General features: G+C 75.3%; 16 protein-coding genes. 7 read left to right on the top strand and 9 right to left on the bottom strand.

Features of this window, described 5'->3' with window-relative positions; all coding sequences use genetic code 11:
* Window positions 1-108: 108 nt before the first annotated feature.
* Genes G339_RS40835 through G339_RS0110965 form a run of 3 tightly spaced genes read right to left on the bottom strand, consistent with a single transcriptional unit; the run spans window position 109 to window position 2,851 of the window.
* A complete protein-coding gene (locus tag G339_RS40835; protein WP_019631128.1) occupies window positions 109-915 on the bottom strand; it encodes a DUF4097 family beta strand repeat-containing protein in 807 nt (268 codons plus the stop codon).
* Window positions 912-1,559 (bottom strand): response regulator transcription factor, encoded by a 648-nt coding sequence (locus G339_RS0110970; protein ID WP_026341341.1) that lies wholly within the window; start codon window positions 1,557-1,559, stop codon window positions 912-914. Before G339_RS0110970 ends, G339_RS40835 begins: the two co-directional genes overlap by 4 nt.
* Complete coding sequence (locus G339_RS0110965) at window positions 1,547-2,851, bottom strand: sensor histidine kinase (RefSeq protein WP_019631126.1); 1,305 nt, start codon at window positions 2,849-2,851, stop codon at window positions 1,547-1,549. The genes G339_RS0110970 and G339_RS0110965 overlap by 13 nt, the downstream gene beginning before the upstream one ends.
* Before the next feature lie 154 nt (window positions 2,852-3,005).
* Here G339_RS0110965 and G339_RS33250 point away from each other — a divergent pair, with 154 nt between their 5' ends.
* Window positions 3,006-3,461 (top strand): hypothetical protein, encoded by a 456-nt coding sequence (locus G339_RS33250; protein WP_019631125.1) that lies wholly within the window; start codon window positions 3,006-3,008, stop codon window positions 3,459-3,461.
* A gap of 130 nt (window positions 3,462-3,591) precedes the next feature.
* Window positions 3,592-4,164: a hypothetical protein gene (locus G339_RS0110955; protein WP_157407508.1), complete on the top strand. Its 573-nt coding sequence runs from the start codon at window positions 3,592-3,594 to the stop codon at window positions 4,162-4,164.
* A 3-nt stretch (window positions 4,165-4,167) separates the two neighbouring features.
* Here G339_RS0110955 and G339_RS0110950 read toward each other — a convergent pair whose 3' ends face one another.
* The 5 genes from G339_RS0110950 to G339_RS0110930 form a co-directional block, all read right to left on the bottom strand.
* Complete coding sequence (locus tag G339_RS0110950) at window positions 4,168-4,773, bottom strand: response regulator transcription factor (protein WP_019631123.1); 606 nt, start codon at window positions 4,771-4,773, stop codon at window positions 4,168-4,170.
* Window positions 4,770-5,915 (bottom strand): sensor histidine kinase, encoded by a 1,146-nt coding sequence (locus tag G339_RS0110945; protein WP_157407506.1) that lies wholly within the window; start codon window positions 5,913-5,915, stop codon window positions 4,770-4,772. Before G339_RS0110945 ends, G339_RS0110950 begins: the two co-directional genes overlap by 4 nt.
* Before the next feature lie 47 nt (window positions 5,916-5,962).
* Window positions 5,963-6,610, bottom strand: coding sequence for an ATP-binding cassette domain-containing protein (locus G339_RS0110940; protein ID WP_026341339.1), 648 nt, complete (start codon window positions 6,608-6,610; stop codon window positions 5,963-5,965).
* 91 nt (window positions 6,611-6,701) lie between these two features.
* Complete coding sequence (locus G339_RS0110935; protein ID WP_019631120.1) at window positions 6,702-7,865, bottom strand: lactate 2-monooxygenase; 1,164 nt, start codon at window positions 7,863-7,865, stop codon at window positions 6,702-6,704.
* Between the two features lie 10 nt (window positions 7,866-7,875).
* On the bottom strand, window positions 7,876-8,535 hold the full coding sequence (locus tag G339_RS0110930) for a GntR family transcriptional regulator (RefSeq protein ID WP_019631119.1): 660 nt from the start codon (window positions 8,533-8,535) through the stop codon (window positions 7,876-7,878).
* Between the two features lie 110 nt (window positions 8,536-8,645).
* Between G339_RS0110930 and G339_RS0110925 the strand changes: the two genes are divergently transcribed.
* From G339_RS0110925 to G339_RS0110905, 5 genes are read left to right on the top strand one after another with little or no spacing between them, the layout of a single operon-like run.
* Window positions 8,646-9,815, top strand: a complete 1,170-nt coding sequence (locus G339_RS0110925; protein WP_019631118.1) for a CaiB/BaiF CoA transferase family protein — start codon at window positions 8,646-8,648, stop codon at window positions 9,813-9,815.
* The gene (locus G339_RS0110920; protein ID WP_019631117.1) at window positions 9,812-10,984 is read left to right on the top strand and encodes an acyl-CoA dehydrogenase family protein; all 1,173 of its coding nucleotides are present in this window, start codon (window positions 9,812-9,814) and stop codon (window positions 10,982-10,984) included. Before G339_RS0110925 ends, G339_RS0110920 begins: the two co-directional genes overlap by 4 nt.
* Window positions 10,985-11,016: 32 nt before the next feature.
* Window positions 11,017-11,274, top strand: a complete 258-nt coding sequence (locus tag G339_RS0110915; RefSeq protein WP_019631116.1) for a type II toxin-antitoxin system Phd/YefM family antitoxin — start codon at window positions 11,017-11,019, stop codon at window positions 11,272-11,274.
* A complete protein-coding gene (locus tag G339_RS0110910; RefSeq protein WP_019631115.1) occupies window positions 11,259-11,657 on the top strand; it encodes a type II toxin-antitoxin system VapC family toxin in 399 nt (132 codons plus the stop codon). Before G339_RS0110915 ends, G339_RS0110910 begins: the two co-directional genes overlap by 16 nt.
* Before the next feature lie 58 nt (window positions 11,658-11,715).
* Window positions 11,716-14,190 carry a DNA gyrase/topoisomerase IV subunit A gene (locus G339_RS0110905; RefSeq protein WP_033322917.1) on the top strand — a complete coding sequence of 825 codons (2,475 nt, stop codon included), beginning with the start codon at window positions 11,716-11,718 and terminating at the stop codon, window positions 14,188-14,190.
* A 593-nt stretch (window positions 14,191-14,783) separates the two neighbouring features.
* On the opposite strand, the gene G339_RS38705 is transcribed toward G339_RS0110905, so the two are convergent.
* On the bottom strand, window positions 14,784-15,563 hold the full coding sequence (locus G339_RS38705) for a hypothetical protein (RefSeq protein ID WP_019631113.1): 780 nt from the start codon (window positions 15,561-15,563) through the stop codon (window positions 14,784-14,786).
* Window positions 15,564-15,581 lie beyond the last annotated feature (18 nt).

Genomic DNA, 15,581 nt, shown 5'->3' with positions numbered 1-15,581 from the left:
AGCGGCACGGCGGGCGGAGGCGTGCGACGGTCATGCGTACGAGTTAACACGCTCCGCACAAAAAACGTCAAACCGTACATGCCGGATGACCTGGGGTTATGACGAGGGTCACAATCCCTCGTCGGGCGCGGCGTACCGCACCGCGACCGAGCCCGAACCGGTCGACAGGTCCAGAACCCCCGGCGCGTTCGAGTCCGGAACGGCCTGGTCGATGTTCCGGTCCCCCGATCCGGTCTCGCCCCGCAACCGGTAGTGCGAACCGGGCGGCACCGCAACCTCGATCTCCCCCGAACCGGTCCGCGCGTCCACCGACTCCGGCGCGCCCGCGAACCCCATTCGGACGTCGCCCGACCCGACGTGCGCCTTGACGCGCGCCGCGCGCAGGCCCCGCGCCAGCAGATTCCCGGAGCCCGCCTCGAAGTCCACCGGCCCGGACGTGTCGGCCAGGTCCAGCGAACCGCCGCGCGTCCGCATGACCACCGGGCCGGTCAGACCGCGGACCGCGACCTCGCCCGCCGCGGACGTGGACGTCACCGCCGTCGCCGCGGGGACCTGGAAGTCCAGCGCGACCGAGCAGGACAGGCCCGGCGTCATGCGCTCGCGGTGGCCGCACTCGACCTTGACCCACAGGACGTCGCCGGACCACGTCATCCGGACCGCCGGACGGCGCAGCGCCCAGGTCAGCCGCTCGTGGACGCGGGCGCGCCCGTCCCGCGCCGCGCCGAACGACACCCGCGCGTTCCCGGCGTCCAGCCGGACCTCGCGCGGCGGCCGGTCGAACGCCACCGGCACCTCGACGGTCTGCCGCAGCAGATGCCCCGCCGCCTCCGCCGACGCGGGCAGCACCACCGCGCAGCCCGTCAGCGCCGCCAGCGCCAGCCACACGCCGCGCCGCCGCGGCCGGCCGGCGCTCACGCGTCACCGTCCAGGAACCGCAGCACCGCCAGGACGCGGCGGTGGTCGCCCTCCGCGTGCGGCAGGTCCAGCTTGGTGAAGATGCTGTTGATGTGCTTGGCGACCGCGCTCTCGCTGACGGTCAGCGCGCCCGCGATGCCCGCGTTCGACCGGCCCTCGGCCATCAGCGCCAGCACGTCGCGCTCGCGGGGCGTGAGCCGGCCGAGCGGGTCGGCGTTGCGGCGCAGCAGGAGCTGCGCGACGACCTCCGGGTCCAGCGCGGTGCCCCCGGCGGCGACGCGGCGCAGCGCGTCGAGGAACGCCGAGACGTCCGCGACGCGGTCCTTCAGCAGGTAGCCGATCCCGCTCGTGTGCTCCGACAGCAGGTCGGCGGCGTACCTCTCCTCCACGTACTGCGACAGCAGCAGCACCGCGACGCCCGGCGACTCGCGGCGGATCACCAGCGCGGCGCGGACGCCCTCGTCGGTGTAGCCCGGCGGCATCCGCACGTCCACGACGGCCAGGTCGGGCCGGTGCTCGGCGACGGCGGCCAGCAGCCCGTCGGCCTCCCCCACCGCCGCGACGACCTCGAACCCGGACGTCTCCAGCAGCTTGATCAGCCCGGCCCGCAGCAGAACCGAGTCCTCGGCGATCACAACGCGCACGGCAGCTCCACGGTCAGGGCGGTCGGGCCGCCGGGGGGACTCACGATGCGGAACGTCCCGTCCACGGACCGGACGCGGCGGGCGAGGCCGGTCAGCCCGGTGCCGCGCGCCGGGTCCGCGCCGCCCGCGCCGTCGTCGGCGACGCGGACGCGCAGCGCCGGGCCGTCCCGGACGACCTCGACCTCCACCGACGCCGCGCCCGCGTGCTTCACGACGTTGGTCAGCGCCTCGGACACGACGAAGTAGGCGACGGCCTCGACGGTCGCGGCGACCCGCTCGGGCACGTCCACCCGCAGCCGCACCGGCAGCGGGACGCGCGCCGCGACGCCCGACAGCGCCGCGTCCAGGCCCCGGTCCTCCAGGACGGCCGGGTGCAGGCCGCGGATCAGGCCGCGCAGCTCGGTCAGCGCCGCCTTGGCCTCCTCGTGCGCCTCGACGATCACGCGCATCGCGGGCTCGGGGACGCCGGTCAGCGTCTCGCGGGCCAGCCCGAGGTTCATGGCCAGCGACACCAGCCGCTGCTGCGCGCCGTCGTGGAGGTCGCGCTCGATGCGGCGGCGCTCCAGGTCGGCGGCGTCCACGACGTCGGCGCGCTTGCCCGCCAGGTCCTCGACGCGGCGTTCCAGCTCGCGGGCGCGGTCGGGGCCGAGCAGCGCGCGCATGGCCCGCAGGTCCAGCCGCCGGACGGCGGCGGCGGCCCACGGCGCGGCGGCCAGCAGCGCCAGCCCGGCGGCGGTCAGCACGGCGGTGCGGACGGTGTGGGAGCCGAGGCTGACGGTGAACCGGGCGAGCGTCCCGGCGTGCGCGCCGATGTCGAGCGGGTCGGCGTTCGGGAGCTTCCACGCGTACAGGGCGTACGCGGCCAGGCCGGCGCCGCCCGCCCAGGCGAGCGCGAGCAGCGCGGCGGCCGCGCCGAGCAGCGGGCCGACGAGCAGGTGGTAGCGCAGCTCGCGCCACAGGTCCTCGGTGCGCAGCGCCCGCAGCGGGCCGCGCAGTACGCCGCCGGGCCGGGGCGGCGGCTCGGGCACGTCCGCGCCGAGCACCGCCCACGCGCGCTCGCGGTGCGCGCGGGTCAGCGGACGCGCCAGCGCGAGGACGGCCAGGAACGTCGCGGCGAGGACGCCGAGCACCGACAGCGTGTCGACGGGCACCCACACGGTCCACGGCAGGACGAGGATCGCCCAGCACGCGGCGTGCAGCGGCGCGCCGGACAGGGCGAACGCCGTGTCCCGCCACGCGGCGCGCGTCCAGGGGGCGTGCGCCCGCAGCGACCGGGCGGGCGGGGAGACCATGCCGGAAACCCTAGAGGCCGGGACGAACCCCCACCATGCAGCGACTTCCAGGGCGGGGGTGTACCTAGTGCCACCCCCGGTCGGAAAGCCGCGTTACCGACATCGACGGCGCGCGGCGGAAGGCTGGGGACCAGACCACCGAAGGGAGCACGACATGATCAGCAGCGCGCCCACCGCCCGGCCCCTGTTCCGGACCCGTCCGCTCACCGCGCGGGGCCACCTGCCGTGGGTCCTGACGGGCGCGGGCGCGGCGCTCGTCCCGTGGGTCTGCTTCCTCGCGGCACGGCTGCCGGCGACGGCCGAGGTGTCCAACTGGTCCACCGCGTGGGTCGGCCTGGACCTGGCGATGGCCGCCGGTTTCGTCGCCACCGGGCTGCTGCTGCGGCGGGGTGATCCGCGCCACGGCCTGACCGCCGCCGCGACCGCCGCGCTGCTCGCGATGGACGCCTGGTTCGACGTCACGACCGCCGCTCCGGGAGCCGACCGGACGGTCGCCGTCGCCCTCGCCGTCGGGGCTGAAATCCCGCTGTCCGCACTGTGCGCCGCACTGGCCTTCCGAGCCCTCTCACCAGCGATTTCACCGAAGCTTTCCGCACCGCCACGAGATTGATACCGGTTGAACGGGAAGAGAACGACCGTCTGCGCAAAACCTCACGAGCCGGACCTTTAGAGTATGTGCGCCGATGGTTCCGCGCTCGCGGTGCCGTCGTCCTGCCCAGTGAAGACAGAGGTCCGGGATCATGAACGATCATGAGGTGAACGAGGAGTGTCTGCGCCTCCTCCGCGACGGCCTGCCCGACGCCGTTGAGGCGCCGGTCGCGGACCGGTCGTTCCTGCCGCTCGCCGTGGACGTCAACGGCGACGTCGCCGTCGTCGCCGTCCTGACCCTGGAGGACACCGGAACCCTCGGCGAGGGCTTCATCGACGGCTGGACCTTCCACCGCCGCAACGGCGAGTGGCTCGCCCTCGGCGGCGGGGGCGGGGCCGCGCCCGCCGAGCCGCTGGCCCGCCGCACGGCCGCCGAACTGGGCCGCCACCTTCGCCGCTACGGGACCGGCCGGACGGTCCGCAACGCCGACCGGCTGCTGCCGTGGGGCGCGAAGTACGTCAACCAGGTGCGGCTGCGCGTCGCCGCCGAGGTCGCGCAGATCCGGGTGGGGCCGCGGCTGCTGCCCGTCCCGGCGCACGGGCACGTCGCCGTCGTGTGGTCGGCGCGGCGCGCGCCGCTCATCGAAGCGCTCGACCCCGCGGGAACGGTCCTGGACGTCCTTGAATTGGAGCGGTCCCACGCCCCGGCGAACCACCCCGTCTGACCCTCAGAGCCACCCGGCCTCCCGCGCGGCCCGCACCGCGCCGTGCCGGTTGTCCACCCCCAGCTTCGTGACGGCCGACGACAGGTAGTTGCGGACCGTCCCCTCCGACAGCCCCAGCGCCCGCGCGATCCGCGCGACCGGCGCCCCGTCCGCCGCCGCGCGCAGCGCATCCAGCTCGCGCGGCGTCAGCGGGCACTCCTCCGCCGCCAGCGCGTCCGCCGCGAGCTGCGGGTCGATGTACCGCGCGCCGCCCGCCACCTGCCGGATCACCTCCGCCAGCCGCGCGCCCGGCGCGTCCTTGCCGAGGAACCCGCGCACGCCCGCGCCCATCGCGCGGCGCAGGTTGCCCGGCCGGCCGTGCGCGGTGACGATCACCAGGCGGCACGTCGGCAGGTCCCGCGCCAGCCGCTCGGCGGCGGCGAGCCCGTCCAGGCCGGGCATGTCGATGTCCAGGACGGCGACGTCCGGTTTGAGGGCCAGCGCCCGGTCCACCGCCTCGTCGCCCCGGCCGACGTCCGCGACGACCTCGATGCCGTCCTCGGTCTCCAGCAGGAGCACCAGCGCCTCCCGGATCAGGAGGTGGTCGTCGGCCAGCAGGACCTTGATCATGCCTCTCCCTTCGGGACGGCGGCGGCGACCCGGAACGTTCCGTCGCCCACCGGCCCGGCGGTGAACTCGCCGCCCGCGGCCGCGACGCGCTCGGCGAGGCCGGACAGGCCGGTGCCCTCGCCGTGCGTCCGGCGGGCGGCCCCGTCGTTGACGATCTCCAGCCACACCCGCGCGTCGTCCGCCCAGACCGTGATCAGGCACCACGTGGCGCTGGAGTGGCGCAGCACGTTCGTCGCGGACTCGCGCGCGACCCAGCCGAGCGGTTCGTGGACGTGCGCGGGCAGGTCCGCGCCGACCTCGGGCCGCTCGCAGCGGATGCCCGCCGCGCGCAGCACCGCCGAGACGCCGTCCAGTTCGCCGCGCAGCGACGTCCGCCGGTAGCCGCGCACGACCTCCCGGACGTCGCGGACCGCGTCGCGCGCCATCGTCTGGATCTCCGCCAGCTCCTTGCGGACGCGCCCGGCGTCGCGCTCCAGGAACCGCTCGGCGACCTCGGCGCGCAGCGCGACGGCCTGGAGGCTGTGCCCGAGGACGTCGTGCAGGTCGCGGGCGAACCGCAGCCGCTCCTCCCCGACCGCCGACCGGGCCAGCTCGGCGCGCACGTCCGCGAGCTCCTGCACGACGTGGAACAGCCAGACGGTCGCGTACCCGGAGAACGCCGTGATCGGGATCGCCACGACCGCGTAGACGACGGCCAGCACCGGCTGCCCGAGCGCGAGCCCGTACACGGGGGCGGCGACCGCCGCGACGGCCGTGACCGCCGTCGCCGCCCGCACCGGCAGCACGACCGCGAACAGCCCGGCGGGCGCGATCAGCGCGTTCCCCCAGCCCGCCGACGCGCCGAGCAGCGCGGGCAGCAGCCAGCACGCGACGGTGATCAGCGCGAGCCCGGCGACGTGCGCGGGCGCGGCGCGGCGCAGCAGGTTCTGCCACAGCAGCCGCCCGTACAGGACGAACACGGCGGCGAGCAGCGCGACGGCGACCAGCGCCCGGCCGAGGTCGCCGCGCCCCGACACCTCGTTCCACAGGGCGGGGGCGAGCAGCCCGGCCATCGTGAGCTGCGTCAGCGCCACGAGGATCGCGGCGATGACGGTCGGCCGCGGAATCCTCGGCTGCACCCGGCTGCCCGCCTCTGCTCGCATGATGGGATTCCTCAGCGTATGTCACCGATGGCCGGGTTCGGACGGGCTCAGGCGGCGCGCAGCCCCGCCCCGCGCGCGTCCGGGACGAGCCGCCCGTCGCGCAGCCGCCCGGAGCGGTCCGCGCGCGCCGCCTCGGCCTCGTCGCGGACCGTCGCCAGCACCGTCACGCCGTGCTCGGCGGCGAACCGCAGCACCGACCAGACGCGGTCGGCGTCGCCCGCGCCCAGGCCCGCCGTCGGCTCCTCCAGGAACAGCGCGTCGGACCGGCCGACGAGCGCCAGCGCCAGGTCCAGCAGCCGCCGCTGCAGCGCGGTCAGCCGCTCGAACGGGACGCCCGCCGCGCCCGCCAGGCCCGTCCGGCGCAGCGCCTCGTCCCGGCCGAGCGGGTCCAGCGTCCAGCGCCGCCAGGTGTCGACGACCTCCGCGACGGTCAGGCCCGGGAACAGGCCGCCGTCCCGCCAGACCGCCCCGGCGCGGACCTCGTCCGGCCGGGCGTACGGGTCGCCGCCCGCGACGCGGACCGTCCCGGCGGCGGGCCGCCGGACGCCCGCCGCGGCCTCCAGCACCGCCCGCGCGCCCGGCCCCCGCAGCGCGCCGATCTCCCCCGCGGCGAGGGCGAACGAGACACCGCGGACGGTCTCGTCCTCCCCGGCGCGGACCTCCAGGTCGCGTACCTCGATCACATGTCCCCTCATGCCCTCCATGCTTCCCGCCGGGGGCGCGCGGGGGCAGTCACGGCCGTCAGGAACCCGGCGTGAGGTTCGCGGGGGCGGCCCGTGACAAATGTCAGGGGGCCGCGAGCGCGTCCAGCGTGGCGTCACCGGGGCCGGTGAGCCCGGCGAGCGCCAGGTTCAGCTCCAGGTCGGCCAGCAGGCAGCGCAGGACGTGCCGGACGCCCGCCTCGCCGCCGAGCGCGAGGCCGTACGCGAACGGGCGGCCGACCAGCACGGCCTTCGCGCCGAGCGCGAGCGCCTTGAGGACGTCCGATCCGGTGCGGACGCCGCTGTCGAACAGGACGGTCAGCCGGTCCCCCACCGCGTCCGCGATCGGCGGCAGCGCGTCCAGGGAGGCGACCGCGCCGTCCACCTGGCGGCCGCCGTGGTTGGAGACGATCACGCCGTCCATCCCGGCGTCGGCGGCGCGGCGCGCGTCGTCGGGGTGCTGGATGCCCTTGAGCGCGATCGGGCCGTCCCAGTGCTCGCGCAGGAAAGCCAGATCGTCCCAGGTCAGCGCGGGGTTTCCGAAGTTGGCGACCCAGTGCAGCAGGGCGGTCGGGCGGTTCTCGTCGGTGACGGGCCCGCCCACGGCCCGCTGGAACACCGGGTCGCTGAAGTAGTTCGCGACGCCGATGCCGCGCAGGAACGGCAGGTACGCGCGGTCCAGGTCGCGGGGCCGCCACGCGAGCGTGAACGTGTCGAGGGTGACGACGAGCGCGGTGTACCCGGCGGCCTTCGCGCGCTCCAGGAAGCTGGCGGCCAGCTCGCGGTCCTTGGGCCAGTAGAGCTGGTACCAGCGCGGGCCGTCCCCGGCGGCCTCGGCGACGTCCTCCATCGCGAACGACGACGCCGTGCTGAGGACGCTCGTCACGCCCACCGACGCGGCGGCGCGGGCGGTGGCCAGCTCCCCGTCCGGGTGGAAGATCGACTGGACGCCCAGCGGCGCGAGCAGGACGGGCGCGGGCATCCGCTGCCCGAAGACCTCCACGGACAGGTCGCGCGCGGAGACGTCCCGCAGCATCCGGGGCACGATCCGCCACCGCTCGAACGCCGCCCGGTTCGCGCGGGCGGTGGACTCGCTGCCCGCCGAGCCCGCCACGTACCCGAACGCGTCGGCGGACAGGACGGCGCGCGCGGCGTCCTCCAGCTTCGTCAGGTCGGTGGGCGCGGTCGGCCGGGCGTCGCCCAGCCCGGCCAGGTAGATCTCGTTCTGGAAGTCGGCCGGTGCGCCCACGGATTTCCCCTCAGCTCTCGTCGGAGATGATCGCGCTCAGCGCGGCGACCGCGTGGTCGCGGTGCTCGCCGAGCCGGGCGGCCAGCCGGTCCCCGTCGCGGTCGCGCAGGGCCGCGACGATGGCGGCGTGCTCCTGCTCGACGCGGGCGCGGTTGGCCGGGGCATTGTAGTAGACCGACCGGTAGACATCGGTCGAATCCCAGAGGGACCGGACGATCCTGGCGAGACGCGGCATCCGGGCCGCGTCGATGATCGTGAAGTGCAGCCGCCGGTTCGCCGCCGTCATCGCCGCCAGGTCCCCGGCCGCCGACGCCGCCGCGACCTCGGCGGCGGCCCGCTCGACGTCCGCGACCTCCGCGTCCGTGATCACCTCGACGGCCGCCCGCGCCGCCGCCGACTCCAGCAGCCCGCGCATCAGGTACACCTCGCGCAGGTCCGCCAGCGACAGCTCCGCGACGAGGTAGCCGTGGTGCGGCCGGTGGACGACCTGGCCCTCGCCCTCCAGGATCTTCAGCGCCTCGCGGACCGGCACCCGGCTCACGCCCAGCGACTCCGCGACGCCCTCCTGCCGGATCGGCCGCCCCGGGCGCAGCTCGCCGGACGCGATGGCCCGGCGCAGCTCCGCGAGCACGTACGCCTGAACCGTCGGCGGACGCGGCGTCTCCCCCATGCGCACCTGCTTCCTCGCGGTCCTTGCGGCGGGGTCCAACCTAGCGGCGGCCCCGCCGGGCGGCGGCGAATGGAGAATGTATATTGGATCCAACTTTACGGGAGGCGCCCATGCCGGACGGCCCGCTCGACGGCCTGCTCGTCGCGGACTTCAGCCGCGTCCTGGCCGGGCCGCTCGCGACGATGGCGATGGCCGACCTCGGCGCGACCGTCGTCAAGGTCGAACGGCCCGGGACCGGCGACGACACCCGGAGCTGGGGGCCGCCCTGGACCGAGCGGTCCAGCGCGTACTTCGAGGGGCTGAACCGGGGCAAGCTCAGCGTCGCCCTCGACCTCGCGGACGCGCGCGACCGGGAGGCCGCCGTCGAACTCGTCCGCCGCGCCGACGTGCTCGTGGAGAACTTCCGGCCCGGCGTCCTCGCCCGGCACGGCCTCGACTGGGCCGGCGCGCGGGCGCTGAACCCCCGGCTCGTCTACGTCTCGATCTCCGGGTTCGGGAGCGCGGCGGGCGCGGGCCTGCCCGGCTACGACTTCGTGGTGCAGGCGGCGGGCGGGCTGATGAGCGTCACCGGCGAGCCGGACGGCGACCCGATGAAGGTCGGCGTCGCGCTCGTGGACGTCCTGACGGGCAAGGACGCGCTCACCGGCGTCCTCGCCGCGCTGCGCCTGCGCGACCGGACGGGCGAGGGCCAGCGCGTCGAGGTCAGCCTGCTGCAGAGCCTGCTCGGCGGGCTCGTCAACCAGGTCTCGGGCTATCTGGCGACCGGCGGGGCGCCCGCGCGGATGGGCAACCGGCATCCCAGCATCGCGCCGTACGAGACGCTGCGCTGCGCGGACGCGCTGCTGGCCGTCGCGGTCGGCAACGACGCCCAGTTCCGCCGGTTCGCCGCCGCGCTCGGCCGGCCCGTGCTGGCCGACGACGCGCGGTTCGCGACCAACGCGGCCCGCGTCCAGCACCGCGACGCGCTCACGGCGCTGCTGGAGGACGCGCTGGCCGCGCGCGCCGCCGCCGACTGGGAGCCCGTCCTGCACGCCGCCGGGATCGCGTGCGCGCGCGTCAACGACGTCGCCGCCGCCGTCCGGTACGCCGCCGACCTCGGCCTGGACCCGCTCGTCGCGGTCGGCCCCGGCCACCCCGACCAGATCCGCCCGCCGATCACCTTCTCCGCCGCCGCCACCGGCCCCGCCGGGCCGCCGCCCGCGCTGGACGAGCACGGCGACGCCGTCCGCGCCTGGCTGCTCGACGGCGCGCCCCTCCCCGACCGACAGGAGCACCCGTGACCGCCTTCCGCCGCACCGACCCGCTCGACGTCGACTCGCTGCTCAGCGCCGAGGAGATCGAGATCCGCGACACCGTGCGGGCGTTCTGCGCCGAGCACGTCACCCCGCACATCGCGGAGTGGTTCGAGCGCGGTGAACTGCCGACCGCCCGCGAACTCGCCAAGGAGATGGGCGCGCTCGGCCTGCTCGGCATGCACCTGACGGGCTACGGCTGCGCGGGGACGAGCGCCACCGCGTACGGCCTGGCCTGCCTGGAGCTGGAGGCGTGCGACTCCGGCATCCGCTCGCTGGTCTCCGTGCAGGGCTCGCTCGCGATGTACGCGATCTGGCGGTGGGGCTCGGAGGAGCAGAAGACCGAATGGCTCCCCCGCATGGCCGCCGGGGAGGCCATCGGCTGCTTCGGCCTCACCGAGCCCGACCACGGGTCCGACCCCGGCTCGATGCGGACGTCCGCGCGCCGCGACGGCGCCGACTGGGTGCTGAACGGCCGCAAGATGTGGATCACCAACGGGTCCATCGCGGACGTCGCCGTCGTGTGGGCGCGCGCCGAGGACGGCGTCCGCGGCTTCGTCGTCCCCACGTCCGCGCCCGGCTTCTCCGCGCCGCTCATGCACCGCAAGCTGTCGCTGCGCGCGTCGGTGACCAGCGAACTCGTCCTGGACGACGTCCGCCTCCCCGCGTCGGCCGCCCTCCCCGAGGGCACCGGCCTGCGCGCCCCGCTGAGCTGCCTCAACGAGGCCCGCTACGGGATCGTCTGGGGGGCGACGGGCGCGGGCCGCACTGCGCTGGAGACCGCCCTGGACTACGCGACGACCCGCGAGCAGTTCGGCCGCCCCATCGCCGGATTCCAGCTCACCCAGGCCAAACTCGCCGACATGGCCCTGGAGGTCCACAAGTCCCTGCTGCTCGCCCTGCACCTCGGCCGCCTCAAGGACGCCGGGAACCTCCGCCACGAGCAGGTCAGCTTCGGCAAGCTCAACAACGTCCGCGAGGCCCTGGACGTCTGCCGCACCGCCCGCACCATCCTCGGCGCCAACGGCATCTCCCTCGAATACCCCGTCATCCGCCACATGACCAACCTCGAATCCGTCCTCACCTACGAGGGCACCTCCGAGATGCACACCCTCGTCCTCGGCCAGGCCCTCACCGGCCACCCCGCCTTCCGCTGACCCGAAATCTGAGAATCAGATATCCTGGCCGCATGCGCACCATGACGGCCACCGAGGCGTCCAGGAGGTTCTCCGACCTCCTGGACGCGATCGAGCACGGCGAGACGATCACCATCACCCGCGGGCACCGCCCCGTCGCCGAGATCGGCCCCGCCCGCCGCCGGACCGGCGCGGACCTGCGCGCCGCCCTCACCGGCACCGCCCCGCCGGACGACCGGTTCGAGGCCGACGTCGACGCCGCCCGGGACCTTCTCACCACCGAGGAGAACGACCCGTGGGCCGACGCCTGATCCTCGACACGAACGTCCTCATCGCCTACGAGCGCGGCACGGTCGACCGGGCCGCGTTCGACGACGACGAACTCGCCGTCGCGGCGGTGACCGTCGCCGAGTACCGCACGGGCATCGAACTGGCCGACACGGCGGAACGCTCCGCCGAACGCGCCCGCGCGCTCGCGGCGATCACGTCCGTCGTCGAGGTCCTCGACTACTCGGCGGCGACCGCCGCGCACCACGCGCGGCTCCTCGCGGCCGTCCGCCGGGCGGGCTCGCCGCGCGGCGCCCACGATCTGATCATCGCCGCGCACGCCGCCGAGACCGGCCGCGCGATCGTCAGCCGCGACGTCAAGGCGCGCTTCGCCGGACTGCCCGGGGTCCTCGCCGTCGAGCCCTGACCCGCGCGGCGGGCGGGGCGTGCGCGAGTTGTCGGCGGGAGCGGCCACAATGCTGCACATGGCACGACGCGGATCACAGGCCCTACCCCCGCCCGACTTCGAAGAGAACATCGTCGACGTCGACGTCTCCGAGGAGATGCGCGGCAGCTACCTCGAGTACGCCTACTCGGTCATCTACCAGCGGGCGCTCCCCGACGCGCGCGACGGGCTCAAGCCCGTCCAGCGCCGGATCCTCTACTCGATGAACGAGATGGGGCTGCGGCCGGACCGCGGGCACGTCAAGTGCGCCCGCGTCGTCGGCGAGGTGATGGGCAAGCTGCACCCGCACGGCGACTCGCCCATCTACGACGCGATGGTGCGGATGGCGCAGCCGTGGGCCGTGCGGATGCCGCTCGTGGACGGGCACGGCAACTTCGGGTCGCTCGGCGGCGACGACATGCCCGCCGCCATGCGGTACACCGAGGCGCGGCTGTCCCGCGAGGCGATGCTGATGGTCGCCTCCATCGACGAGGAGACCGTCGAGTTCCGGCCGAACTACGACGGCCAGGAGCACGAACCCGTCGTCCTGCCCGCCGCGTTCCCGAACCTGCTGGTCAACGGCTCGTCCGGCATCGCGGTCGGGATGGCCACCAACATGGCCCCGCACAACCTCGGGGAGATCGTCGCCGCCGCGCGCCACCTCATCGACCACCCCGACGCCACCCTCGACGACCTCATGCGGTTCGTGCCCGGCCCCGACCTGCCCACCGGCGGCCGCATCGTCGGCCTCGACGGCATCCGCGACGCCTACGCCACCGGGCGCGGCACGTTCCGCACCCGCGCCACCGTCAGGATCGAGAACGTGACGCCGCGCCGCAAGGGCATCGTCGTCACCGAGCTGCCGTACGCGGTGGGCCCCGAGCGCGTCAAGGCCAAGATCAAGGAACTGGTCAACGCCAAGAAGCTCAACGGCATCGCGGACCTGAAGGACCTCACCGACCGCACGGTCGGCCTCCACCTGGTCATCGAGGTCAAGAACGGGTTCCACCCCGAGGCGGTCCTGGCCGAGCTGTACCGGCTGACGCCGATGGAGGAGACGTTCGGGATCAACAACGTCGCCCTGGTCGACGGGCAACCCCGGACGCTCGGCCTGCGGGAACTGCTCGACGTGTACGTCCGGCACCGCATCGACGTCGTGCGCCGCCGCTCGGAGTTCCGCCGCCGCAGGCGCGAGGACCGGCTCCACCTGGTCGACGGCCTGCTCGTCGCGCTGCTGAACATCGACGAGGTCATCCAGGTCATCCGGCAGAGCGACGACTCCGGGCAGGCCAAGCAGCGCCTCATGCAGATCTTCGAGCTGTCGGAGATCCAGGCGCAGTACATCCTCGACACGCCGCTGCGCCGCCTCACCCGCTTCGACCGGCTGGAGCTGGAGAAGGAGAAGGAGCAGCTCGCCAAGGAGATCGCGGAGCTGACCGCGATCCTGGAGTCGGAGACCAAGCTGCGCAAGGTCGTCTCCAAGGAGCTCGCGGCCGTCGCCAAGGAGTTCGCGACGCCGCGCCGCACGGTGCTGCTGGAGGCGTCCGGCGAGGCCCGCACCGCCGACGTGCCGCTGGAGGTCCCCGACGACCCCAACCTGGTGCTGCTGTCCACGACCGGCCTGATCGCCCGCACGGCGAGCGCCGACCCGCTGCCCGCCGAGGGCGGCCGGTCCGCGCACGACGTGCTCGCGGCGGTCGTCCCGGCGACGGCGCGCGGCGGGGTCGGCGTGGTCACCTCGGCCGGGCGGATGATCCGCGTCGAGGTCATCGACCTGCCGACGCTGCCGCCCTCGGCGTCGCCGCCGTCGCTGGCGGGCGGCGCGCCGGTCACCGAGTACGTCGAGCTGGAGCCGGGCGAGACCGTCGTCGGGCTCGGCTCGTTCGGCGACGTCGGGGGCGGGCTCGCACTCGGCACCGAGCAGGGCGTGGTGAAGCGGGTCGTCCCGGACTTCCCCGCCAACCGCGACGAGTTCGAGGTGATCACCCTCAAGGAGGGCGACCGGGTCGTCGGCGCGGTGCAGCTCCTCAGCGACGAGCACGACCTGGTGTTCATCACCACCGACGCGCAACTGCTGCGCTACAGGGCGTCGCTGGTGCGGCCGCAGGGCCGCGCGGCGGGCGGCATGGCGGGCGTGAAGCTCGGCGCGGACGCGCGGGTGCTGTGGTTCGGCGCGGTCGACCCGGCGCGCGAGTCCCGGGTCCTGACGGTGGCGGGCTCGGCGGCGGCGCTGCCGGGCACCCAGACGGGCGCGGTGAAGGTCGCGGACTACGCCGAGTTCCCGGCGAAGGGCCGCGCGACGGGCGGCGTCCGCTCGCACCGGTTCCTCAAGGGCGAGGACGTCCTGATCACGGCGTGGGCGGGCCCGTCCCCGATCCGCGCGACGACGGCGACGGGCAAGCCCCTCCCCCTGGACGTCCCCCTGGGCCGCCGCGACGGCTCAGGAGAACGCCTCCCCCAGGAACTGGGCGCGGTAGGCGGCCCCATCGGCCCCGCCCCCACACCCGAAACCTGACCCGGCGGGGTCCAGGCCCAACCCCCGGACCCCGCCCCCACAGAACCAAACCCCACCCACCCGAACCTCCGCACGACCGCACGCAGGACCCCACACGCACGCCCGGGACCGCGCACGACCGCACGCAGGACCCCACACGCACGCTCCGGGCCGCGCACGACCCCACGCCGCGCCCCAACGCGCGCGGCCGCGAGCCGCCAGGCGAGCGGCCGGGCGCGCAACCACGGGCGGCCCCGCGCGCACGGCCCACGCCGCCGGGGCTGCGCGGCCGCGCGCCCACGGCAACCACAGGCGTTGCCCGCACGCAACCGGCAAGGCCGCGCGCCACGCGCGCGCAGCGTGTGTGGAGCGCGCGGGCGGGCGCTCACCGCGAGTGTCACCCGCCCGCTGCGGGAGTTCCGCACGGCCGCGCCCACGGCCACCGCAGAGGCCACCCGCACGACCGCGCGCCGCGCCCCAACGCGCGCGGCCGCGAGCCGCCAGGCGAGCGGCCGGGCGCCAGCGCACGCGAGCGGCACCAGCACACACGCAACCGCCCACGCGCGCGGCCGTGAGCCGTCAGGCGAGCGGCCGGGCGCAGGCAGCAGGGACGGTCAGTGGATCGTCGTCGTTCGGGCGTTCACGGCCGCGCCGCCGTAGGAGCCCAGGGCGATGAACGTGTTGAACGTCGCCGTGTTCTTCCCGGACGGCGACGGCAGGCCCGCCGCCCAGTCGATGACCGGCCCGAGGAGACCGCAGTCCGACGCGGGAACCGAGAACGTTTCGTCGGAGGCCGTGGCCGACAGCACGGTCGGGCTGCCCAGCGGGTCCGCCGGGTCGCCCGGCGACACGATCCGAAGCGTCGACATGTCCGCGATCATGGAGAAGCGCAGCGGGTCCTTCTCCCCGCCGAGGTAGCAGGAGTCGCCGAGGAACAGGTTGTCGATCCGCACGCGCAGGTCCATCGTCGCGGTCGGCAGCGCGAACGAGAACCCGCCCGCGTAGTGCGGCTCGATCGCGACGCGGACGCCGGGCACGTCGTCGAGCCCGGGGAACGTCGGGATGCCGAGCAGGCCGAACACCCCGCCGGGCACCTTCATCGGCGCGGGGTCCATCCGGACCTGCTTGACCTCGTTGGGCCCGCCGCCGGCCGGCGGCCCGGCCTGCACGACGAGCCGCAGCGGCGCGCTGATCTGCTGCGTGATGCCGCCGAGCGTCATGGAGCCGCCGGCGACGACCATCTCCAGGCACTCCCAGGCGGCGGGTTCGGCCCCCGCCGGGAGGGCCGGGCAGTCGGCGCGCAGGTCGAAGGTCGGTGTGGTGTCGGCGGTCGCCGGGGCCGCGACGGCCAGGAGCGACGGAACGGCCAGCAGGGCCGCGAGGGCAGAGCGCATCGGATTCAACCGTTTCTG

Source organism: Actinomadura atramentaria DSM 43919, from assembly GCF_000381885.1.
GTDB classification, from domain to species: Bacteria; Actinomycetota; Actinomycetes; order Streptosporangiales; family Streptosporangiaceae; genus Spirillospora; species Spirillospora atramentaria.
The sequence above is the reverse complement of the archived record's forward strand: the minus strand, read 5'-3'. Positions and strand labels throughout refer to the sequence as shown.

Bases quoted from the DNA above. Each gene is read 5' to 3' on its own strand.
- G339_RS0110965 (WP_019631126.1), bottom strand. From the start codon at position 2,851: ATGGTCTCCCCGCCCGCCCGGTCGCTGCGGGCGCACGCCCCCTGGACG.
- G339_RS33250 (WP_019631125.1), top strand. From the start codon at position 3,006: ATGATCAGCAGCGCGCCCACCGCCCGGCCCCTGTTCCGGACCCGTCCG.
- G339_RS0110955 (WP_157407508.1), top strand. From the start codon at position 3,592: ATGAACGATCATGAGGTGAACGAGGAGTGTCTGCGCCTCCTCCGCGAC.
- G339_RS0110950 (WP_019631123.1), bottom strand. From the start codon at position 4,773: ATGATCAAGGTCCTGCTGGCCGACGACCACCTCCTGATCCGGGAGGCG.
- G339_RS0110945 (WP_157407506.1), bottom strand. From the start codon at position 5,915: ATGCGAGCAGAGGCGGGCAGCCGGGTGCAGCCGAGGATTCCGCGGCCG.
- G339_RS0110940 (WP_026341339.1), bottom strand. From the start codon at position 6,610: ATGAGGGGACATGTGATCGAGGTACGCGACCTGGAGGTCCGCGCCGGG.
- G339_RS0110930 (WP_019631119.1), bottom strand. From the start codon at position 8,535: ATGGGGGAGACGCCGCGTCCGCCGACGGTTCAGGCGTACGTGCTCGCG.
- G339_RS0110925 (WP_019631118.1), top strand. From the start codon at position 8,646: ATGCCGGACGGCCCGCTCGACGGCCTGCTCGTCGCGGACTTCAGCCGC.
- G339_RS0110915 (WP_019631116.1), top strand. From the start codon at position 11,017: ATGCGCACCATGACGGCCACCGAGGCGTCCAGGAGGTTCTCCGACCTC.
- G339_RS0110905 (WP_033322917.1), top strand. From the start codon at position 11,716: ATGGCACGACGCGGATCACAGGCCCTACCCCCGCCCGACTTCGAAGAG.
- G339_RS38705 (WP_019631113.1), bottom strand. From the start codon at position 15,563: ATGCGCTCTGCCCTCGCGGCCCTGCTGGCCGTTCCGTCGCTCCTGGCC.